Origin of the sequence: Alistipes sp. (assembly GCF_020026455.1) — a bacterium.
Classification (GTDB): Bacteria; Bacteroidota; Bacteroidia; order Bacteroidales; family Rikenellaceae; genus Alistipes.
Genome location: NZ_JAHHQJ010000011.1, coordinates 55,076 through 77,180, shown reverse-complemented (window position 1 = coordinate 77,180; position 22,105 = coordinate 55,076). Strand labels below are relative to the sequence as shown.

At 59.0% G+C, this 22,105-nt stretch carries 14 protein-coding genes and 1 pseudogene; 14 read left to right on the top strand and 1 reads right to left on the bottom strand.

The genetic code is table 11. From position 1 onward, the window contains the following. Window positions 1–4: 4 nt before the first annotated feature. From ftsH to QZ460_RS07545, 7 genes and pseudogenes are all read left to right on the top strand, one after another. A complete protein-coding gene (gene ftsH, locus QZ460_RS07575; protein WP_290540971.1) occupies window positions 5–2,110 on the top strand; it encodes an ATP-dependent zinc metalloprotease FtsH in 2,106 nt (701 codons plus the stop codon). 33 nt (window positions 2,111–2,143) lie between these two features. Continuing rightward, on the top strand, window positions 2,144–2,992 hold the full coding sequence (locus tag QZ460_RS07570; RefSeq protein WP_290540970.1) for a phosphatidate cytidylyltransferase: 849 nt from the start codon (window positions 2,144–2,146) through the stop codon (window positions 2,990–2,992). 19 nt (window positions 2,993–3,011) lie between these two features. Further along, the gene (locus QZ460_RS07565) at window positions 3,012–3,695 is read left to right on the top strand and encodes a phosphatidylserine decarboxylase family protein (protein ID WP_290540969.1); all 684 of its coding nucleotides are present in this window, start codon (window positions 3,012–3,014) and stop codon (window positions 3,693–3,695) included. Between the two features lie 4 nt (window positions 3,696–3,699). Further along, complete coding sequence (locus QZ460_RS07560; RefSeq protein ID WP_290540968.1) at window positions 3,700–4,806, top strand: AI-2E family transporter; 1,107 nt, start codon at window positions 3,700–3,702, stop codon at window positions 4,804–4,806. After that, window positions 4,806–5,099 (top strand): annotated as a pseudogene (locus QZ460_RS07555) (riboflavin kinase); the annotation flags it as partial. The gene QZ460_RS07560 and the pseudogene QZ460_RS07555, both read left to right, overlap by 1 nt. 78 nt (window positions 5,100–5,177) lie before the next feature. Next, window positions 5,178–6,587: an adenosylhomocysteinase gene (gene ahcY, locus QZ460_RS07550; RefSeq protein WP_290540988.1), complete on the top strand. Its 1,410-nt coding sequence runs from the start codon at window positions 5,178–5,180 to the stop codon at window positions 6,585–6,587. Between the two features lie 519 nt (window positions 6,588–7,106). Further along, window positions 7,107–9,284: an alpha-N-acetylglucosaminidase gene (locus QZ460_RS07545; protein ID WP_290540967.1), complete on the top strand. Its 2,178-nt coding sequence runs from the start codon at window positions 7,107–7,109 to the stop codon at window positions 9,282–9,284. Window positions 9,285–9,364: 80 nt separating this feature from the next. On the opposite strand, the gene QZ460_RS07540 is transcribed toward QZ460_RS07545, so the two are convergent. Continuing rightward, window positions 9,365–10,570: an ROK family transcriptional regulator gene (locus QZ460_RS07540; RefSeq protein WP_290540966.1), complete on the bottom strand. Its 1,206-nt coding sequence runs from the start codon at window positions 10,568–10,570 to the stop codon at window positions 9,365–9,367. A 657-nt stretch (window positions 10,571–11,227) separates the two neighbouring features. On the opposite strand from QZ460_RS07540, the gene QZ460_RS07535 reads away from it, so the two are divergent. From QZ460_RS07535 to QZ460_RS07505, 7 genes are all read left to right on the top strand, one after another. Then, window positions 11,228–14,359, top strand: a complete 3,132-nt coding sequence (locus QZ460_RS07535; protein WP_290540965.1) for a TonB-dependent receptor — start codon at window positions 11,228–11,230, stop codon at window positions 14,357–14,359. Between the two features lie 19 nt (window positions 14,360–14,378). Further along, window positions 14,379–16,025: a RagB/SusD family nutrient uptake outer membrane protein gene (locus QZ460_RS07530; RefSeq protein ID WP_290540964.1), complete on the top strand. Its 1,647-nt coding sequence runs from the start codon at window positions 14,379–14,381 to the stop codon at window positions 16,023–16,025. A gap of 25 nt (window positions 16,026–16,050) precedes the next feature. Beyond that, entirely contained in the window at window positions 16,051–16,437 is a 387-nt protein-coding gene (locus QZ460_RS07525) for a hypothetical protein (RefSeq protein WP_290540963.1), read from the top strand. Between the two features lie 44 nt (window positions 16,438–16,481). After that, window positions 16,482–17,837, top strand: a complete 1,356-nt coding sequence (locus QZ460_RS07520) for a DUF5018 domain-containing protein (protein WP_290540962.1) — start codon at window positions 16,482–16,484, stop codon at window positions 17,835–17,837. A gap of 111 nt (window positions 17,838–17,948) precedes the next feature. Continuing rightward, complete coding sequence (locus tag QZ460_RS07515) at window positions 17,949–19,223, top strand: alpha amylase family protein (RefSeq protein WP_290540961.1); 1,275 nt, start codon at window positions 17,949–17,951, stop codon at window positions 19,221–19,223. 9 nt (window positions 19,224–19,232) lie between these two features. Further along, complete coding sequence (locus tag QZ460_RS07510) at window positions 19,233–20,567, top strand: family 10 glycosylhydrolase (protein WP_290540960.1); 1,335 nt, start codon at window positions 19,233–19,235, stop codon at window positions 20,565–20,567. Window positions 20,568–20,620: 53 nt separating this feature from the next. Then, on the top strand, window positions 20,621–22,105 hold the full coding sequence (locus QZ460_RS07505; protein ID WP_290540959.1) for a calcineurin-like phosphoesterase family protein: 1,485 nt from the start codon (window positions 20,621–20,623) through the stop codon (window positions 22,103–22,105).

Below are 22,105 nucleotides of genomic sequence, written 5' to 3'. Positions count from 1 at the left end.
GATTATGGCAAGGAAAAACAAGAATAACAATAAAATGAATCTGAACATGCCGCGTCCTTCGATGCTGTGGATCTACGGCCTGATCGCCATGCTCATCTTCGGCTGGTATCTGTTCGACGGCAGCAATGAAGCGCCGCTGCCCAGCGACTGGGCCACCGTGCAGCAGATGGTCGAGAAGGGCGAGGTGGAGAAGATCCAGGTTGTGAACCGCGATCAGGCGCAGGTGTTCCTGAAGGAGGATGCCGGCGAGAGATACCGCAACGACTCGGTGGACCGTCGTTTCCGCCGCCTGCCCGAGACGGGAGTGCAGCTGACATTCACCATCGGTTCGGTCGACTCGTTCCGCGAGGATTTGAAGGCCGCCGAGGAGAAGTCGGGGCAGAGCGTGCCGGTGATCTATGAAAACAAGGCCAACGACTGGACCTCGATTCTGCTCAACCTGCTGCCGTGGGTGGTGATCATCGGAGCGTGGTTTTTCATCATGCGCTCGATGTCGCGCGGTGCGGGAGCCGGAGGCGGCGGAGGCATCATGAATGTCGGTAAAGCCAAGGCGCAGGTCTTCGACAAGGACAACTCCAGACGGGTGACGTTCAAGGATGTGGCCGGCCTGGAGGAGGCGAAGGTCGAGATCATGGAGATCGTCGATTTCCTGAAGAAGGCCGACAAGTACAGGGAACTGGGAGCCAAGATTCCGAAGGGTGCATTGCTCGTGGGCCCTCCGGGAACGGGTAAGACCCTGCTGGCCAAGGCAGTTGCCGGGGAGGCCAACGTGCCGTTCCTCTCGATTTCGGGCTCCGATTTCGTCGAGATGTTCGTCGGCGTGGGCGCCTCGCGTGTCCGTGACCTGTTCGAACAGGCCAAGCAGAAGGCCCCGTGCATTGTCTTCATCGACGAGATCGACGCCATCGGCCGCGCCCGCGGCAAGAATGCCGGATTCTCGGGCAACGACGAACGCGAAAATACGCTGAACCAGCTTCTGACCGAGATGGATGGCTTCCAGACCAATACGGGAGTCATCGTTTTGGCGGCCACCAATCGTGCCGATATCCTCGACAAGGCACTGATGCGCGCCGGACGTTTCGACCGTCAGATCGAAGTGGGGCTGCCCGACGTGAAGGAGCGCGAGGAGATTTTCAATGTCCACCTGCGTCCGCTGAAGCTCGATCCGCAGCTGGACCGTTCGTTCCTGGCGCGCCAGACCCCCGGTTTTTCGGGTGCCGACATCGCCAACGTCTGCAACGAGGCGGCTCTGATTGCCGCGCGGCACAACAAGAAATTCATTTCGAAAGAGGACTTCCTGGCTGCCATCGACCGCATTGTGGGCGGTCTGGAGCGCAAGAATAAGATCATCACCGACGAGGAGAAGCGCGTGATCGCCTTCCACGAGGCGGGACACGCCACGGTGAGCTGGATTCTGGAGCATGCCAGCCCGCTGATCAAGGTGACGATCATCCCGCGCGGCAAGGCGCTGGGTGCCGCCTGGTACCTGCCCGAGGAGCGTCAGATCACCACGCGTGAGCAGATGATGGACGAACTGGCCGCGACGCTCGGAGGCCGCGTTTCCGAGCAGCTGACCTTCGGCGAGATTTCGACCGGGGCGCTCAACGACCTGGAACGCGTCACCAAGCAGGCCTATGCCATGGTGGCCTATTACGGCATGAGCGAGAACGTCGGTACGCTCTCCTTCTACGACTCCACGGGCCAGAGCGACATGGCCTTCACGAAACCCTATTCGGAACTTACGGCCCAGCAGATCGACGCCGAGGCCAAGCAGGTCATTGAGCAGGCCTACAAGATGGCCGAGAAGGTGCTCCGCGAACATGCCGACGGGTTGAAAGAGCTGGCCGAGCTGCTGCTCTCCCGCGAGGTGGTCTTCACCGAGGATGTTGAGCGTATCTTCGGCCGCCGCAAGAAGGACATCGAACGCGAACGCCGCGAGGCCGAGGCGAAAGCCAAGGCCGGAGGTGAAGGCGGCAAAGCCGTCGGGGAGGAGCCTCAGGCCGGTAATCAGGCTGCCGCGGTCGTCGATCCTTCGGCCGAATCAGGCAAGTCCGAAACGGCCGAACCGGCTCCCGTAGCTCCGGCCGTTGCCGCTCCCGAAACCGAATGAGCCCGTTGAAACCTAACTACACCCTAAAAAACGATGAGTGAAAAAATGAAGAACCTCTGGGTGCGCACTGCGAGCGGGGCCGTCCTCGCCGTGGTGGTGCTGGGGGCTATCGCATGGTCGCAATGGAGTTTCGGCCTGCTGCTGGCGGCGTTGCTGGTCGTCGGCATGGCGGAGTTCTATTCCCTGGCCGGGGAGCGGGGCAGTTCCCCCCAATGGATCGTCGGACTGGCTGCCGGGCTCGTGCTTTTCGCCTTGAATTTCGCATTCGTGTCGGACGACATCCAGATCCTCGGCAGTGCCCGCCAGGCTTTCGCCTGCGGCATGGCCTTCCTGCTGTTGCTGCTTCCGACCATGTTCATCTGCGAACTTTTCCGCCGCCGGGAGAATCCCGCCGCCAATATCGGCATCACGTTCCTGGGAGTCGTCTACGTGGCGCTCCCGTTTTCGCTGATGTGTTACATTCCGATCATCGGCAGCGAGACGTGGAATCCCTGGGTGATGCTTTTCTACGTTTTCATCATCTGGGCCAACGATGTCTTTGCCTATCTGGTGGGCATGTCCGTCGGCAGACACCACCTGTGCGAACGCCTCTCGCCCAAAAAGTCCTGGGAAGGGTTCTTCGGGGGGCTGATCGGGGCCGTTGCCATGGGTCTTGTCGCCGCCCGCGTGCTGGACGGCAGCTATTGGGTGTGGTCCGGACTGGCGCTCGTCGCGGCCGTTACGGGGGTTCTGGGCGACCTGGTGGAGTCGATGTTCAAACGCGCCGCCGGGGTCAAGGATTCGGGAACGCTGATCCCCGGTCACGGCGGAGTGCTGGACCGCTTCGACGCCATGCTGCTCTCGGCGCCGTTCGTCTTCGTCTATATGCTTTTTCTGATGTAACAGCTAACTTAACCGTGTTATGAGAATCAATAAGGAAGGATATAAAATCATTGTCATTTCGGGCGCAGTCTGCCTGCTTCTGTGGTGGCTGTTTTACCATTTGCTGATCCACGATGCCAATGTTTCGCTGCTGTGGTTCAGTGCCATCGTGCTGCTGCTGTTCTGGTTTTTCATCGTAGCCTTCTTCCGCGAACCCCGCCGGGTGCGTATCCACGACGCCGATCTGGTCTTCGCACCCTGCGACGGCCGCGTGGTGGTGACGGAGGTCGTCTCCGAGGACGAATACCTCAAGGAGGAGATGCTGCAGATTTCGATCTTCATGTCCATTACGAACGTCCACATGAACTGGGTTCCCGTGGGCGGCAAGGTGGAGTATTTCAAATACCATCCGGGTCGTTTTCTGGTGGCCTGGCACCCCAAGTCCTCGACCGAGAACGAACGCACGACGACCGTGGTGCGTATGGCCTCGGGCCAAAAGGTGCTCTTCCGCCAGATCGCGGGACTGATCGCCCGGCGCATCATCTCCTATATGACCGTCGGCCATCAGGTCGAGCAGAACAGTGTCTGCGGATTCATCAAGTTCGGCTCGCGCGTCGACGTGCTCGTCCCCAAGGACAGCGAACTGCTGGTGGAGATCGGCGATCCCACGGTGGGTTCGCAGACCCCGATTGCCCGGCTGCGCAAGAACCTCGAAAACGAATAACGCCATGAGGGCGACTCCCCAGACTTTCCTGCGGTTCATCGCGGGCGTGGCGGTTGCCGCGGCCGTGCTTTTCCTGGTCTGGTATTTCTCCTCGATTGTCGTCTACATCCTCGTCTCGGCCGTGCTGGCCGTCATGGGCAATCCGCTCGTGAAGTTTCTTTCGTCGGTGCACTTCAGGGGGTGGCAGGTTCCCCGCTGGTTGGCCGCGCTGGTGACCCTTGTGGTGATCTGGGTCGTCCTGGCTACGCTGTGTTCGTTGTTCGTGCCGCTGGTCTTCAACAAGATCAACCAGTTTGCCCATGTCGACTTCGCTGCGGTCGTGGGGAGCATCGGCGAGCCGATCGCCCGGATGCAGCACGATTTGCAGGCTCTTTTCTCCCTGCCCGAGAGCACTTTCTCACTCTCCGACGAACTGACCGCCGCCCTCCGGAAGGTCATCGACATCAATTCGCTCAACACGATTTTCTCGTCGGTCATCAACCTCGTTCTTTCGTCGGTGATCGCCATTTTCTCGGTTTCGTTCATCACCTTCTTCTTCCTCAAGGAGGAGGGGCTTTTCTATGCGATGATCACCTCCGTTTTCCCGGAACATTACCACGACAACATCACCCGTGCGCTGGATTCGGTGACGCTCCTGCTGGCACGCTACTTCACGGGCATCCTTTCGGAGAGCCTCCTGCTGACGATCGCCGTGACACTGGTGATGATGGCCTTCGGGATGAAGGCCGCCGACGCGGGATTCATCGGCCTTATCATGGGAGTGATGAACGTGGTTCCCTATGCCGGGCCGCTGATCGGCGGCGTGGTCTCGGTCTTCGTGGGCATCGTCTCGCCGATCGAGGGCATGAGCGTGGGGCATACGGCTTTCGTGATCGCCGGGTCGCTGCTGATCCTCAAGGGGATGGACGACTTCATCCTCCAGCCGACGCTCTATTCCGAGCGGGTGAAGGCGCATCCGCTCGAAATCTTCCTGGTGATTCTCATCGCCGGATCGCTGGCCGGAATCTTGGGCATGCTGCTGGCAATACCGTCCTATACGGTGCTGCGCGTTTTTGCCAAGGAGTTCTTCTCGCAGTTCCGTCTGGTGCGTAAACTGACCGAAAAAATCTGATGGAACGGGTTCTGATCGAGGGCGTTGTGGAACACGGACGCCGACTCGGACATGAGTTGGGCTTCCCGACGGCCAATCTGTCCGTCCCGGAGCAGGTTGCCGCTGCCGACGGGGTTTACCGTTCGCGTGTGCAGATCGACGGCCGGATCTACGAGGCCATGTCGAACCTGGGGCGCAATCCTTCGGTCGGGGGCGTTGAGCGGCGTCTCGAGACCCATATTTTCGACTTCCGGGGCGAGCTTTACGGCCGTCGGCTGCAGGTCGAACTGCTCGAAAAGATCCGCGACGAACGCCGGTTTGCTTCGGTGGGGGAATTGCGCGCGCAGATTGCCCGAGACAAGGAATCTATTTTGAAATTAAAACAGGATACTATGTATTTGGATTTGACCATGCCCTATAAGGTTGCCGACATGTCGTTGGCCGAATGGGGCCGCAAGGAGATCGAGATTTCCGAGCATGAAATGCCCGGCCTGATGGCCGTGCGCCGCAAATACGGACCCGAAAAGCCGCTGCAGGGCGTGCGTGTGATGGGCTCGCTGCACATGACCATCCAGACGGCGGTTCTGATCGAAACCCTCGTGGAGCTGGGTGCAGACGTGCGCTGGTGCTCGTGTAATATTTTCTCGACGCAGGATCACGCCGCCGCAGCCATTGCCGCCGCGGGTGTTCCGGTCTTCGCGTGGAAGGGCGAGACGCTGCCCGAATACTGGTGGTGTACGGCCATGGCCCTCTCGTTCCCCGGCGGCAAGGGCCCGCAGCTGATCGTCGACGACGGCGGCGACGCCACACTGCTGATCCACAAGGGCTACAAGGCCGAGAACGACGCCTCGTCGCTCGATTACGCCGCTTCGTCTTACGAGGAGGAGGTAATCCTCGATACGCTGCAGCGGATTCTGGCCGAGGACCCCGACAAATGGCACCGCACGGTCGCCGAGTGGAAGGGTGTGAGCGAGGAGACCACCACGGGTGTGCACCGCCTCTATCAGATGCAGGAGGCCGGCGAACTCCTGGTTCCGGCCATCAACGTCAACGATTCGTGCACCAAGTCGAAGTTCGATAACCTCTACGGTTGCCGCGAGTCGCTGGCCGACGGCATCAAGCGCGCCACGGATGTGATGATCGCCGGCAAGGTGGTTGTTGTGTGCGGCTACGGCGATGTGGGCAAGGGATGCGCACGGTCGATGCGTTCCTACGGTGCCCGGGTGATTGTCACGGAAATCGACCCCATCTGCGCCCTGCAGGCCGCCATGGAGGGTTTCGAGGTAAAGACCGTCGAGAGTGCGCTGGCCGAAGGCAACATCTACGTCACCTGCACGGGTAACTGCGACATCATCACGCTGGAGCACATGGAACGCATGCGCGATCAGGCCATTGTCTGCAACATCGGCCATTTCGACAACGAGATTCAGATGGCGCGCCTCGAAAAATCGGGGGCCGTGAAGCTGAACATCAAGCCGCAGGTCGACAAGTTCACCTTCCCCGACGGACATTCGATCTTCGTTTTGGCCGAGGGCCGTCTGGTGAACCTCGGCTGCGCTACGGGCCATCCTTCGTTCGTGATGTCGAACTCGTTCACCAACCAGTGCCTTGCGCAGATGGAACTGTGGCAGAAGGAGCACGCGGTGGGTGTCTACCGCCTGCCGAAGCACCTCGACGAGGAGGTGGCGCGCCTGCATCTGGACAACCTCGGCGTCGAGCTGACCCGTCTGACCAAGCGTCAGGCCGACTATATCGGCGTTAGCGAGGATGGCCCCTACAAGGCCGAGCACTACCGTTATTGATATCTGAGGCCTGTGCCTCTTGCGCTGGTCCGGCCCGGATGGAACAACTGCTCCTCCGGGCCGGACCAGCGTTTGTGCGCTCTTTTGCGAGACCCTCTTGGCGCAGAAGCTCCATGACCTGCTGCCGGAGGATCGACCGTTGCATCGGGACGACCGGCCTCCGGATTGCCGAATCCAAAGCCGTGCATCCGGCGATCCGGAAACACGCCCTTCCCTCCCTCTATCCGCGTTCGGCCCCCAACCCGCGTTCGGCCCTCCATCCGCTTTCGGTCCTCCATCCGCGTTCTGCCCGCAACCCGCGTTCCGGTGGCTCCCGACCCGACCTTGCGATTTCAAAAGCCGGATTAACGGCCCGTTGTAAGTCCCGGATTCCTGGGGACAGCGCGCTAAACCGGCCGATGAAACCGACAAATTCAAAAAAAATAATTTTACGATAAACGGCTTTTGAAATAATTATATTAAATTAGCGACCGAAATTATATCAACTAATTTATTCAAATCCGAATTTTTGACATGAATATGCTGAGACTACTCGCCCCACTCGTGCTGCTGTTCCTGGCCGGGAGCTGTAACACCGACGACGATGCGGCCGTCCGCGCACTGGCGCGGCGGATCATCCCCGAACAGGAACACCGCTTCCGTTTCGAACACATCGCCGACACGGCCGACTGCTTCGAACTGGAGTCGCGCGGCGGGCGAATCATCGTTCGCGGCAACAATTCAACGTCGATTGCCGTGGGTCTGAACCATTACCTGAAGAACTATTGTCTGACGACCGTGTCGTGGAACAGCTGCAACCCCGTTGAGATGCCCTCGGTGCTGCCGCCCGTCGAAGGCACGGTCCGCGGCGAAGCCCGTGCCAAAGAGCGCTTTTTCCTGAATTACTGCACCTTCGGCTACACGATGCCCTGGTGGGGCTGGACGAAGTGGGAGCGCTTCATCGACTGGATGGCGCTTCAGGGCGTTACCATGCCGCTGGCCATCACCGGACAGGAGGCCGTTTGGGAGAAGGTCTGGACGAAATTGGGCCTCACCGAGCAGGAGGTCCGCGCCTACTTCACGGGTCCGGCCCACCTGCCGTGGCACCGGATGTCGAACATCGACTACTGGCAGGGTCCTCTGCCTCAGGAGTGGCTCCAGGGCCAGTTGGAACTCCAGCAGCGCATCGTGGCCCGCGAGCGAGAACTGGGCATGAAGCCCGTGCTGCCGGCATTTGCCGGGCATGTTCCCCAGGAAATCAAGCGTCTCTATCCCGACGCCCGGATCACGCGCGTAAGTTATTGGGGAGGCTTCGCCGACGAGTACCGGTGCAGCTTCCTCGACCCGATGGATCCGCTGTTCGAGGTCATTCAGCGGGAATTCCTCACCGAGCAGACCCGTCTGTTCGGCACCGACCACATCTACGGAGCCGATCCCTTCAACGAAATCGACGCTCCGACGTGGGATCCCGAGACCCTGGCGGGCATGTCGCGCCATATCTACGAATCGCTCTCGAAGGTCGACCCCGAGGCCGTATGGCTTCAGATGGGCTGGCTCTTCTATGCCGACCCGACTCACTGGACGCAGGAGAACATTCAAGCCTTTCTGGGCGCCGTTCCGCAGGACAAACTGCTGATGCTGGACTACTTCTGCGAGTTTACCGAGATCTGGAAGCAGACCCGGCAGTTCTACGGACAGCCCTATCTGTGGTGCTATCTGGGCAATTTCGGCGGCAACACGATGCTTTCGGGTAATTTCCGCACGGTGAGTGCCCGCATGGAGGATGCTTTCGCCAACGGCGGCGGAAACCTGTGGGGTGTGGGTTCGACGCTCGAAGGCTTCGGCGTCAACCAGTTCATGTACGAATTCATTCTGGACAAGGCGTGGAAAACAGGCCTGAGCGACGACGAATGGATCGACCGCCTGGCCGACCGCCGCACGGGCTACCGCGATCCGGCGGCACGTTCGGCCTGGCATACGATCTGCGACAGCATCTACACGCAGCCTGCGCAGACGGGACTGGCGACGCTGACCTGCGCCCATCCCTCGCTCGAGGGCAACTGGTACTGGACCACCAAACCCACGGTGGGCTATGAGTTCCCGACGTTGTGGAAGGTCTGGGAGCAGCTGCTGGCCGTGGGGAGCGACCGCGATACCTACCGTTTCGACGTGGTCAACCTGGGGCGTCAGGTGCTGGGAGACTATTTTCTCCGGGCCCGCGACCGCTTTGCTGAGGCCTGTGCCCGCCGGGATCTTGCGGCGATGGATGCCGCGGCTGACTGCATGCGCGGCCTGCTGGCCGATCTGGACCGTCTGGTGGCCTGCCATCCGGAATTTTCGCTCGAGGCGTGGATCGACTCCGCCCGGGGATTCGGTACAGACCCCGCCTCGAAAGATTACTACGAAACCAACGCACGCACGCTCGTCTCGATCTGGGGGGACAGTTACCACCTCACGGATTACGCCAGCCGGGCATGGGCCGGAATGGTCTCAACTTACTATGCTCCCCGCTGGGAACTCTTCATCGACCGTGTCACCGAAGCCGTGCGCGCAGGGCGCACGTTCGATCAGAAGGCTTTCGATCGCGAGATCCGCGACTTCGAATGCCGCTGGTCCGAAGCCTCCACGCCTTTGACCTACCCCGAGGCGGGCGACGCCGTTGCCACGGCACGCGAACTGGCCCTCAAATACAAGCCGCTGTTCGACAGCCTGCAATAGGGGATAGCGCGTAGCGGCGCATGCGGAAAAGCCCGGACTTTTGGTGACAAAGTCCGGGCTTTTGTTGTGTGTGCCGTGGGTCAGAAAAGCCCGAGCGACTTGCTCCGTGCCAGCAGACATGCGCCCATCACTCCGGCACGCTCGCCCAGCGCCGAGAGTTTGATCTGCGTATCCTTGTTGACCAGCATCAGCGAATACTTGTTGACGGCATTGCGCACGGGCAGCATCAGATACTCCTTGGCCACCGACAGCGTGCCACCGATGACGATCATTTCGGGATTGAACATGTTGATCAGCCCCGCAATTGCCTTGCCCAGCGTATGGCCCACCGAATCAAGTACTTCGATGGCCAGTACATCCTCCTTCATCAGTGCGTCGAGGATGTCGTTGAGCGTGATCTCCTCTCCCTTGTTGAATTTCTCCGAGAGCATCGACACGCGCCCCTGCCGGAGTTTCTCGAGAAACACACGGTGCATTGCTGATCCCGAGGCTCCCGTTTCGAGACACCCGCGCTTTCCGCAGCGGCAGATGATCTCGTTGTCCAGCAGCGGGAAGTGGCCGAACTCGCCCGAGAACCCCGACTTGCCGTAGAAAATCTTGCCGTCGATGATCATCCCCAGTCCCAGCCCCCAGCTGGCGTTGATGTAGAGCATCGTCTGTTCGTTGTGGGCGGCGCCATACATGTATTCGCCGTAGGTTGCCGCGCGCGTATCGTTCTCGATGTAGACCGTCGATCCGAGCCGTTCTTCAAGCAGCATCGTCAGGGGTTGCTCCTCGACGAAGAAGTAGCTGTAACTGTACCCGGTCTGCGAATTGACACGCCCCGATATGTTCACGCCGATGGCCAGCACCTTGTCGTTCGCGATCTTGTGTGTTCGGATGAATGCCAGAATCACGTCGCAGAGCTGGTCGAGCGATTCGGTCGTGCTGTCCATCTGGAACTCTTCGGTCCTCTCGTCGATCAGCTGCCCCTTGAAGTTGACCACGGCCATTACCACGGAGTCCTTGCGGATGTCCACCCCGATGAAATAACCGGCATAGGGATTCAGACCGTAAATATTCGGTCGTCGGCCCCCGGCCGTACCCTGCTCGCCGAAATTATGCACAAATCCCTCGTCGATCAACTCGCCGATGAGTTTGGTCACGGTCGGCACACTCAGATTCATGGCCTTGCTCAAATCCGTAATGCTCAAATCGCCTCCGGAGATATACTGACAGATGACCTGTTGTTTGAGAATCGCATTCTTATTGCCTTCCGTGGCCTGCTTAAGAAAAGTATGCGTCATTGTTTTCCTGTTTTTAATCTTTTTTCATTCGCGATGCCTGAAAAACAGGGAGCGAATGAGGTAAAGTTAAAAATAAATAATGAGTCGAGCAATAGAAAACAAGAAAAATGAATTCAAGCCTGTTCATAATAACGTATTTTACCATCTTGTGCCCCGATTGTCATCCGAAGGATTCGAAAGATGAGAATTTTGGGGAGGGGATGTGTTTTTAAATAAAATTTATTACAATGAATGATTTTTGTAACAATTTTTATCATTATATTTGTGCATTGATTAAGTGCTTTACTTTAACCCATCGTCAGAAAACCGAATGGTTGTATTGCTAAAAAGACCTTTTGTGAACGGAATCGGCCGTGACATCCTCCCTCAGACCTGGGGCGAAGAGGAGCAGTACAAGGACTTCGGCAGTTGTTTCTCTCGCTCCGGACGCGATGGCCGGGCTTCCGGCAGTGGCCGATTCGCCGGGAGTTTCCGCATGCCCGGCAGACTCGGACGGTGTCGGATGATCTTCGAACGATGCAATCGTGTAACCTTAAAGACAACCTCACAGAAGACGACAGATGTACTGAAAACACCAATCCCGAAAAGGAGCGCGGCTCCCTTTTCCCCAATCTCTAAATCTATTGCCACCTTATTCTTATGAGAAACTTTTACAAGATGAAAACTCCAGGTATACGCCGCCTGTTGTGCTGCGTATCGGCTGTGGTCGCCATGCTGATCACAGGCTCGGAAGTAGTTAGGGCCCAAAGCTTTCAGGTTTCGGGCCGGGTCACCGATGCTGCGGGAGGCGGAATTTCCGGAGCGGCCGTCATTGTCAAGGGCAACAACGCCCGCGGCACCACGACCGACGAACGGGGACAATATGTCATCAATGCCTCGTCGCCCGATGACGTCCTGATCTTCAGCTTTCTCGGCTACAAGACCGAAGAACTGTCGGTCCACGGCCGCAAGACGCTCAACGTCGTCCTGGATGAAGATGCGACGCTGGTCGACGAAGTGCTCGTCGTGGGCTACGGCACACAGAAACGCCAGTTCCTCGTGGGTTCTGTATCGTCGGTCTCCAACAAGGAACTGCTGAAGGCCCCGATGAGCAACGTCTCGAACATGATGACCGGCAAACTGCCGGGTGTGACGAGCATCCAGCGTTCGGGACAGCCCGGTAGCGACGGCACGGCGATTCTCGTCCGTGGCGTTTCGTCGTTCAACAGCAGCACGCCGCTGTGTATCGTGGACGGCGTGGAGCGCATGATCAACACGGTCAACCCCAACGACATCGAGTCGATCTCGATCCTCAAGGACGCCGCCACCTCGGCCATCTACGGTGTCCGCGGAGCCAACGGCGTCATCCTGATCACGACCAAGAGCGGTTCGAAGGGTGCGGCCCAGATCTCCTACGACGGTTCGGTGACCTTCTCGACCAATGTCGCCATGCCCGAGATGCTGAACGCCCGGGATTATATCGGCTGGCACAACAAAGCCCGCGAAATGGACAACCTCGATCCGCTGTGGACCGACGAGAGAATCGCTTTGATGAAAGAAAAGGGCATCTACGGCGATACCGACTGGCTGGACCTGCTGTTCAAGAACTACGGCTTCACCCACCAGCACAATATTTCGGCCAGGGGCGGTACGGACAACATCAAATATTACACGAGCATCGGCCTGATGAATCAGGACGGTATCCTGCCCAATACGTCGCACAAACGTTATAACGTCCGCGCCAATATCGATGCCAGGATCGCCAAAAACCTCAGCCTGAACGTCAATCTCAGCGGCTTCCGCACCGACACGCACGCTCCGGGCTATTCGCTGGCCAAGCAAAATGATTTCAGCCCCATTTCGCAGGCCATTTATGCGCTGCCGCTGCTCGCTCCGACCTACAACGGTCTGCCTCAAGGCTATCAGGGCGGTACCTACACCCACCAGCCCGTCGCAGCCGTCAACCAGAGCGGCTATCAGGACGTGCGGCGCTGGCAGTTTGAGAGCAACGCCAAACTGGAGTACGATTTCGGCAGTATCCCGGCTCTTCAGGGACTGAAGGCCGCCGTTCATGTAGCCTACGACTATTCGAACACGACCAACCGCAACTTCATGAGTTCCTATCGGCTGATGGCCTTCTCGACGACGACCATGGACTCCGCCGAAGCGAATGCCTCGGGCATCAATACGCTCAACGATTTCAACCGTTCGGCCTCCGATGGCGACAGCTTCACCGTGCGGCCGACCCTGACCTACAACCGCGAATTCGGACGGCATACCGTCGGGGGGCTGCTCTTCTACGAGCAGCGCAAGGCCTATTCCGAGACGATGACCGGTTACAAGAAGGGCTACTACGCCCGCTATCCGGTGGATCTGTCCATCGGCACCACGTGGGACGGCATCCCCACCCCTGTGACCGGTTCGTTCAATGAAACGGGCATCGCCAGCGTCGCCGGGCGGTTCAACTATGCTTTCGACAAAAAGTATCTTGCCGAATTTTCCTTCCGGGCTGATGCTTCCTACAAATTCCATCCCGACAACCGCTGGGGCTTCTTCCCCTCGGTGGCTCTGGGCTGGGTGATGTCGGAGGAAAAATTCTTCAAACAGGCGCTTCCCAAGATCGACTATTTCAAACTGCGCGCCTCCTACGGCGAACTGGGTATGGACGATACTTCGCCCTATCTCTACCTGCAGTCCTATACCTCGACGGCTCCGTCGTACAGTTATATCCTCGGCGGCAAGGGTCAGATCGCCTATTTTACGAGCAACTACGTGTATAAGGACCTCACCTGGTCGCGGACGCGCAGTTTCAACGTCGGTTTCGACCTGAACGCCTGGGGCGGGAAACTGGGAGTCGAATTCGACTGGTTCTACAAGGTGACGGACGACATTCTGGAGCCCGTTAGTGGCTCGTATGCCCCTTCGCTGGGCGGCAATGTCCCCTCCTACAAGAACTCCGGCAAGGTGGACAACCGCGGATTCGAGCTGGTGCTCAAACACAACAACTCCTTTGCGAGCGGCTGGCGTTACTCGCTGACCGGAAGCCTCTCGTGGGCCCGCAACAAGGTCCTGGCCAAGCAGATTTCGGACAATCACCCCTCCTACCGCGCCGTATTGGGCAACCCGATGGGTATTCTTTACGGATTCAAGGCCATCGGACTTTTCCAGACCGAAGAGCAGATCGCCAATTCGCCCACGGCTCCTTCGGGCGAAAAACGCTTGGGCGACCTGATGTATGCCGATATCAACGGCGACGGCAAAATCGACGAGGCGCACGACTTCGTGAAGATCGGCAACAGCTACAACCCCGAGATGAACTTCTCGCTCAACATGGAGGTTGCCTACAAGGGTCTCTACCTGACGGCTCTGTGGCAGGGCGTGGCGCTTTGCAACTACCAGCTGAGTGCTGCCTATGATTCGAGTGTCTACGACAATACGATGTACACCCGTCCCTTCTACGGCGACGGCAATGCTCCCTACTACCTTGTCGAGAATGCCTGGCGCGAAGATCACCGCAATGCCGACTATCCGCGTTTGAGTACGGTTGCCAACGGCAACAATGCATGGCCGTCATCCTGGTGGGTGAAGAACGGTGCCTACCTGCGCCTGAAGAACCTCCAGATCGGCTACACGCTTCCCAGCCACGTTCTGGAAAATACGGGAATCGGTCGTGTCAATATCTATGTGGCAGGCACCAACCTTCTTACCATCAGTGCTTTCAAGTATGTAGACCCTGAGATGCCGTCGGTCAACAACGGCTACTACCCGCAGCAGCGTACGTACAGCATCGGTGTCAACTTAACCTTCTAAACGCAAAAGCAACAGCACCATGAAAAAAATAATTTCGATAATGACCCTGTGGCTCGGGACGGCCGTACTCGGCACCTCCTGTTCTGATGTTGTGGACCTGACTCCCTCCGACCGCTTTTCTCCGGAAACGGTCTGGTCCACGACCGAAACGGCCGACAGCTATTTGATCGGTCTCTATTCGATCTTCGGCTCCAACACGGAGTTTTATACCGGAAGTTACACGTCGCCCAAGCTGACGGATGCCTATTCCGATATTCTGAAAAGTACGGCGTGGGACAAGTACAACCACAACTACAACTCCTCGCTCTTCCAGGAGGCCGCCTTCAACAGCAACTCGGCCGGCGCTTTCGAATGCTGGGGGGCGCACTACGGGCGTATCCGCCGCGAGAACGAGTTTCTGAAGGACGCTCCCTCCTATGGGCATAAGTTCGGCGACGACTGGCTCAAGATCCGTATCGCCGAGGCCCGGTTCTGCCGTGCCTACGCCTACTTCCTGCTCTGCCGCGTCTACGGAGGTGTGATCCTTCGCACGGAGGTCGACGGCCCAGCGGAGAACGACAAGGCCCGCTCGACGGAGGCCGAGTGCTGGGATTTCATCATCACCGAACTCAAGGAACTGGCTCCGGATCTGCCTACCGAGTGGGACTCCGACAACCTGGGACGGGCCACGCAAAAGTCCGCCTATGCTCTCCTGAGCCGCGTGGCGCTCTATGCCGAGCGCTGGGACGTTGCCGCCCAAGCCGCCCGCGACGCCGAAAAGGCCGGCGGCAAACTCGACCTGTCGGGCTATGGCAAAGTCTTCACCTCGGGCATCGACAATCCCGAAATCTGCTTTGCCGTAGATTTTGACAGCAACATCATCAAACACAGCCTCGATGCCTACCTGCGTCCTTCGGGCGACTCCGAATTGGGCAAGCAGGTCTATTCGGGATTCGCCCCCACGAGCGAACTGGTCGATAGCTACGAAATGGCCGACGGCACCCCGTTCAGCTGGTCGACACATGGCGCCGATCCCTATTCGAACCGGGAGCCTCGTTTCTACGCCACGATTCTCTACAACGGGGCTTCGTGGATGGGCCGCAAGATCGAGAGCTATGTCGGCGGCAAGGACGGTTACAAGGACTACGAAAATGCCGGTGCGGCCGGAACGACTGTAACGGGTTACTACCTGCGCAAATACCTCACCGACGGCGACAAGAGCTGGGTCACGAACGATTCGGGACAGTACTGGATCCTCATCCGCTATGCCGAAGTTCTGTTGAACAAGGCCGAAGCGCTGGCCATGGAGGACTGGAGCAAGCACAGCACCGAAGCCCTGAAGGCGCTCAACGACGTCCGGTCGCGTGTGGGTCTCGGAGCGCGTATCACGGCCGACAAGGATGAGTTTCTGAAATACGTCCGCCACGAGCGCATGGTCGAGCTGGCGGGCGAGGGGCTTCGCTATTGGGATCTGCGTCGCTGGCGGCTGGCCGAGGAGGTCATCCACGACAAAAACGTCCACGGCGTAAAGATCACCAGGCAGAACGACGGATCCTTCACTTACGAGCAGGTCGACGCCGACGGCGGCCACAAGCGTATTTTCTACGAGCGCTACTACCATTTTGCCATTCCGCTGTCCGAACGTTCGAACAACAAGCTCTGCGACAACAACACCGGCTGGAACTAATCAAATGCGTAAAACCGAAAGAATTATGAAACTCCGAAAATATTTAGCAGTACTGGCCGTGGCCGCTCTTGCATCGCTGAGCCTGACCTCATGTGCCGAAGCGGAAGACGAATTTCTCCACACGGACAGTGCGATTCTCTCGATCGAAATCCTGCCTGCGGGCGGTGGAATGGGAATTGCCGGTGTGATCGACGAAACAACGGGCGAAATTTTCTTCCCCATACCCAAGCAGCTGCGTGAAAAATACGACGTCACCAGTCTGATGGTCCGTGCCAACGTGGCATACGACACGTTTATCTATCCTTCGCTGTCGGGGCTGAAAGACCTTTCCGATCCGCTCGAGATTCGCGTCACGGCCGGCGACAAAGGTTCTCGCACCTATACGTTGTGGGCCTTCTACACGCGCAGATAAAAACCAACTAACTCGATGAAAATTCAAAAATCAACTCGACCCTTATGAAAACTTTCAATTTATTCACTTACACCGCTTTGGCCGCTTTTACCCTGTCTGCTGCCGCCTGCTCGGACGACGATCCCGCCCCCAAGGGGCAGGACGTGCTGCGGGGTGAGAAATGCCGTATCGAAACCTTCGTCCTCAACCTTGGAGAAGGCGAAACTCTTTCCGGCGACGTCTACGACTACGACAAGTCGATCGACCTCCAGTATCTGGCTTCCCAGCTCGAAGCCATGCAGTCGGCCACGGCGACCGTGACGCTGTCCGAGGGTGCGACCATCTCGCCCGATCCGTCGTCACCCCTCGACTACACCCAGTCCGTTTCGTTCACGGTGACGGGTGCCGACCAGAAGACCACACGCGTCTATAAGACCAAACCCGTCAAGAAGGAGCAGAAGACCTACACCAAGGTCAGCCCTGCCACCCGGAAGACGGCAACCGAAATGCTTGTTGCGGAGCACAACGTCTATAAGCAGATCGGTGCCAGCGGCGACAAGATCGTCATCGGCACCAAGGTGTTCGACGGCAAGACCCTCGCTCCGGTCGGCGAGTTGAACATGACCGGTTACGAGTCTCTGAAGGTCGCCGGACTGGCCAACGACGAAGTGGGCCATCTGGTGGCTTCGCTGACTGCCAGCGGTGACAGCGGTGCGACGCCCGTAACCTATGCCTGCTGGAAGAAGGGCTGGAACCAGCCCGCCGAGACCATCATCGGCCCCTCGGATAGCGCTATTGCGGCATTTATTTCCGTGGGCGGTAATCTGCTGAAAGGCAAGGCACTTGTTTCAGCGATCGGAGGCCGTATGGCTAACGGCCCGCAGTTCTGCTGGGGTTTCACCAACGGTACGCGCGACGTTTATCATAAGATGTCCTCGGGCCTGCCGTCCAACGATGGCAGCTGGACGCAGATGATGTCGCCCTGCTCGGGTGAGATTGCCGGCACGTGGTTCATCTGGGATTCTGTGGTGGGAGGCAGCAATGTGCTGACTTGGAGCGGCTTCGGAGGCTCGGGAACTCCCCAAAACATGATTCAGATTCCGGGCAATGCTCCCGGCGGCCCGCACAACTGGGGCAACTATACCAAGGGTTCGATCCGCTCGTTCACGTTCGACGAGAAGCCCTATGCCGCCGTCTTCACGACCGGCTGGCCCTGCACCTATGTTTCGATCGTAGATCCTCAGGGCGGCTTCCTGCTCGATCCCAACGAGGCGATCATCAGCGCCGCCATCTCGGATGCGAACGCTTATTGCCCGGTCGGAACCTATGTCTACAACGAGAAGGATAAGTGCGGCTATGTTTACGTTCTGGTTCCGGGACATGCCGTCTGGAGTTGGAAGCTGGAAGTAGCCTACGAATAACCGAAAGGAATCTGCCCGGCAGGGCAGCACGCTGCGAACGTTAAATCCGCGTTTTCCCGGCCCGAGGGCCATTCTTGGGCCGGGGGAATGCGGATCTTTGAATCAAAAAACATGAGAACGATCACTTATACAACCTTGCTGCTCGCCGCGGCAGCCCTGATCTCCTGCGGGGGAAATGGCGGCACGACACCCCGTGCGGCCGACGGAGGGAAGCCCAAAATGCTGTGGTTCGACGCCGAAGCCAATTTCGGGCGTTTCGCCTCGCAGGATTCGATCCGCTACTACCTCGATCGCACGGTCGAGACGGGTTTCAACCAGATTGTCGTAGACGTGCGTCCCATTTCGGGCAACGTGCTCTACAAAAGCGACTTCATCGAGCCGCTCACAGTCATGGGCCGGGACACCGTAGTCCGCGACTGGGACTACCTGCAATTTTTCCTCGGCGAGGCGCGCAGGCGCAACCTCAAGGTCACGGTCTCAACGATGATCTTCCCGTCCGGAATCCCGGCCTCCCGCCAGGGTGTGGTCTACAGCGATCCCTCCTTTGCGGGCCGCACCTGCATCGAATACCTGCCCGAAGGAATGAAGGACATCAAGGACGATCCCACGAAGGTCGCCGCGTTCCTCAATCCCGTATTGCCCGAAAATCAGGAGTATGCGCTTCGCTTCGTGCGCGAGCTGCTCACCAAATACAAGTTCGACGGCTACGCCCTCGACTACTGCCGCTATCCGGATGCGGCGAGCGACTTTTCGGAGGCTTCGCAGAAGGCCTTCGAGCAGTTCATCGGCACAGCCGTGGAGCACTTCCCCGCGGACATCTTCACCTACAACCCCGACGGCACGCGACGTCCGGGTAAGTATTACAAGCAGTGGTGGGAGTTCCGTGCGACCACCATCCGCAACTTCATCGCCCGCGTGCGGCAGTCGGTGGATGAGCTGCAGCCCGGCGTCAAACTCGAATACTGGGCCGCTTCGTGGCTCCACGGCATCTACGGCAACGGTCAGAACTGGAGCAGCCGCCGCTCGTCCTTCTCCGAGCAGTATCTCGACGACTGGGCCACGCCGACCTACGGGCAGACCGGTTTTGCCGACCTGCTGGATGTATTCATCACCGGCACCTATCTCGAACGCGTCCGGGGCATGGACGATCCCGAGTCGATTGAATACGGCTTGGCCCGTTCGCTTAAGGACGTGGACGGCGACTGCGCGCTTTACGGATCGCTCTACGCCCGAAACCACCTTTCCGAATTTGAGGACGCAGTCTATCTCTGCCTTTCGCGCACCGAAGGCGTGATGGTCTTCGATATCGTCCAGGTCATCGAGAACAACCTCTGGGAACCCATCCGCCGCGGCATCGACCGGGCCGAACAGGAAATCAACGAATAACGACACAAGATGATGAAACAGCCCGTTTTGATCCTATGCGTTCTGCTCATGACCGCATTCGGGGCCTGCACCGAATCGCACCAGACGCCGCCCGAGATCTCCAAACCCGAACCCACGCCCGACCCCTCGCCCGGCCCCTCGGGTGAGAAGGAGAAGATGCTTTGGTTCGATGCCGAAGCCAATTTCAAGCGTTTCTCGACCCAGGCAGGCATCGCCGCCATGCTTGACAAAACCGTTGAGGCCGGCTTCAACAAGATTGTCGTGGATGTGAAACCCGTCGTGGGTGACGTGCTCTACGAGAGTGTGTTCATGACCAAGGCGACGACCATCGGCTCGGTCACGGTTCCTTCGCGCAACTGGGACTACCTGCAGTTCTTCCTCGACGAGGCGCACAAGCGCAAACTGAAGGTCACCGTCTCGACAACCATCTTCCCGATGGGCCTGCCTGGCTCCAAACAGGGCCCGGCCTACCGCGATGTGCGGTGGAAGGGCAAGACCTGCCTGCAATACACACCCAAGGGCATGGTCGATATCAAGGACGACCCCTCGAAGGTGGCGGCCTTCCTCAACCCCGTGCTTCCGGAGGTGCAGGATTTCGCGCTGCGCTTCATCCGGGAGATCGTCACGAACTACGACTTCGATGCTTTTGCGCTCGACTACTGCCGTTTCCCCGACTACCAGAGCGATTTCTCGGAGGCTTCGAAGACAGCCTTTGAAAAGTATATCGGCGGCATCGTGGAGACCTGGCCGGGGGATATTTTCACCTACAATGCCTCCGGCAAGCGCATTCCGGGCAAGTATTATAAGGAGTGGTGGGAGTTCCGGTCGATGGTCATCCACGACTTCGTAGCGCGTGTCCGCAAGGAGATCAAGGCCATCAAGCCCGCTGTGAAGCTCGAATACTGGGCCGCATCGTGGTGGGGTGCGCTCTATGTCAACGGCCAGAACTGGAGCAGTCCGAAATTCCGTCCCCTGACCGATCAGGATGCGCGCTCGTTTGCGCCCTGGTGCTCGGCCAACTACCACAAGACCGCCTTTGCCGACCAACTGGATACGTTCCTTCTGGGCACCTACCTGCCGCGCGTCTACGGACCCAACGACGGCGAGTCGATCGAATTCGGCATCAACCGCGCCGAGCGGTTCCTGCTCAACGCCTGCCCCTTTTACGCCACGGTGGACTGTTCGCGGAAGACGTTCGACATCGAGGAGGCCTGCTACTATTGCCTCAAGCGCACGGCCGGACTGATGGTCTTCGACATCGTACACGTCATCAACAACAACATGTGGGCCGCCATCAAGCGCGGTATCGACCGTTACGAAGAGGAGGCCGCCAAGGAAAAATAATCCCCGAATCTTTGCCCCTGCCAGCGGCCGGGCGCCAATCTCAAACCCTTCCGATGAAAAGACTGCTTGTTTTACTGACTCTACTGCTCGCCGGCTCCGCCGTTTTCGGTGTGGAGCCGACGCTGCCGCGCACGATCACCCTGCGTGGCCGGGTGACGGCTTCCGGCAAAGGCGTGGCGGGAGTTCCCGTCACGGACGGCCGCACGATTGTGCGTAGCGATGCCAAGGGATATTACCGGCTCACATCGGACAGCGATGCGGAGTTCGTCTACCTCTCGCTGCCCGACGGCTACGCCATTCCGACCGAGGAGGGAACGCCGGTCCTCTACCGGACCATCGTCGCCGACCGGCGGCAGCGCTATGATTTCACCCTGGAGCGCACCCGGACCGACGCCACGCGCCACCGGCTGATCGTCATCGCCGACCCGCAGGTCTATTTCGAGTCCGAGCTGGACAGCGTGCGCCGCGCCGCCGCCGACATCCGGCGCACGGCGGCGGACGGGATGCAGACCCTGGGTGTAGTCTGCGGCGACATCATCGGCGACATCACGCGCCGTCCTTCGCTGTTCGAGCCCGTGCGCGCCGCCATCGCCACGAGCGGCGTCCCGTTCTTCTATGTCGTCGGCAACCACGACATGGACCTGGGCGTGCGCACGAGCGAGCGGTCCAAGGCCTCGTTCAAATCCCACTTCGGCCCCACTTACTATTCGTTCGACCGGGGCCGCATTCACTACGTCATCCTCGACGACAACTTTTACATCGGGCGCAGCTACCTCTATGTGGGTTACCTCGATGAACGGCAGTTGCGCTGGTTGGAGCAGGATCTCTCGGCCGTGGAGGCCGGGCGCACGGTCGTGGTCTGCATGCACATTCCCTCCTGGTCGCGTCCGGCACGCCGGGGCGAATGGGGCAAGGAGCAGTCGAACAAGGTGCTCAACAACCGCCGCGCGCTGTACGACCTGCTGAAGCCCTACAACGCCCACATCCTCTCCGGACACGAACATTACAACGAAAACTATAGGCCCGTCAGCCATGTCTTCGAGCACGTACACGCTCCCTTGAGCACGCTCTTCTGGCAGACGCCGTGGAGCATGGACGGCGTGCCGGCCGGCTACGGCGTCTATGAAATCGCGGGCGACAGCATCTCGTGGTACTACAAGGCCGTCGATTACGACCGCCGCCGCCAGTTCAACGCCTACGGCGTGGGTGCCGACAGCCACAAGCCCGATGCCGTGACCGTCAACGTCTGGAACCGGGACTCCGCCTGGGAGGTCCTCTGGTATGAAAACGGCGTTCTGCGCGGTCCGATGACGCCCTATACCGGCTACGACGAGTCGATTTACGATTACGTCAAACGTTTCGGCGACCGCTTCGTCTATCCGTATATCGGTGCGGACCTCACCGAACATCTTTTCTTCGCCCGGCCTTCTGCGCCCGATGCCGACATCCGCATCGAGGTCCGCGACCGCTTCGGCCGAGTCTCCGGATGGAACAACCGCACGGGCTACGAAATCCCCGACAACAAACGACAGCAATGA

Bases quoted from the DNA above. Each gene is read 5' to 3' on its own strand.
- QZ460_RS07505 (WP_290540959.1), top strand. From the start codon at position 20,621: ATGAAAAGACTGCTTGTTTTACTGACTCTACTGCTCGCCGGCTCCGCC.
- QZ460_RS07545 (WP_290540967.1), top strand. From the start codon at position 7,107: ATGCTGAGACTACTCGCCCCACTCGTGCTGCTGTTCCTGGCCGGGAGC.
- QZ460_RS07570 (WP_290540970.1), top strand. From the start codon at position 2,144: ATGAGTGAAAAAATGAAGAACCTCTGGGTGCGCACTGCGAGCGGGGCC.
- QZ460_RS07525 (WP_290540963.1), top strand. From the start codon at position 16,051: ATGAAACTCCGAAAATATTTAGCAGTACTGGCCGTGGCCGCTCTTGCA.
- QZ460_RS07535 (WP_290540965.1), top strand. From the start codon at position 11,228: ATGAAAACTCCAGGTATACGCCGCCTGTTGTGCTGCGTATCGGCTGTG.
- QZ460_RS07540 (WP_290540966.1), bottom strand. From the start codon at position 10,570: ATGACGCATACTTTTCTTAAGCAGGCCACGGAAGGCAATAAGAATGCG.
- QZ460_RS07565 (WP_290540969.1), top strand. From the start codon at position 3,012: ATGAGAATCAATAAGGAAGGATATAAAATCATTGTCATTTCGGGCGCA.
- ahcY (WP_290540988.1), top strand. From the start codon at position 5,178: ATGTATTTGGATTTGACCATGCCCTATAAGGTTGCCGACATGTCGTTG.
- QZ460_RS07510 (WP_290540960.1), top strand. From the start codon at position 19,233: ATGATGAAACAGCCCGTTTTGATCCTATGCGTTCTGCTCATGACCGCA.
- QZ460_RS07530 (WP_290540964.1), top strand. From the start codon at position 14,379: ATGAAAAAAATAATTTCGATAATGACCCTGTGGCTCGGGACGGCCGTA.
- ftsH (WP_290540971.1), top strand. From the start codon at position 5: ATGGCAAGGAAAAACAAGAATAACAATAAAATGAATCTGAACATGCCG.
- QZ460_RS07520 (WP_290540962.1), top strand. From the start codon at position 16,482: ATGAAAACTTTCAATTTATTCACTTACACCGCTTTGGCCGCTTTTACC.
- QZ460_RS07515 (WP_290540961.1), top strand. From the start codon at position 17,949: ATGAGAACGATCACTTATACAACCTTGCTGCTCGCCGCGGCAGCCCTG.
- QZ460_RS07560 (WP_290540968.1), top strand. From the start codon at position 3,700: ATGAGGGCGACTCCCCAGACTTTCCTGCGGTTCATCGCGGGCGTGGCG.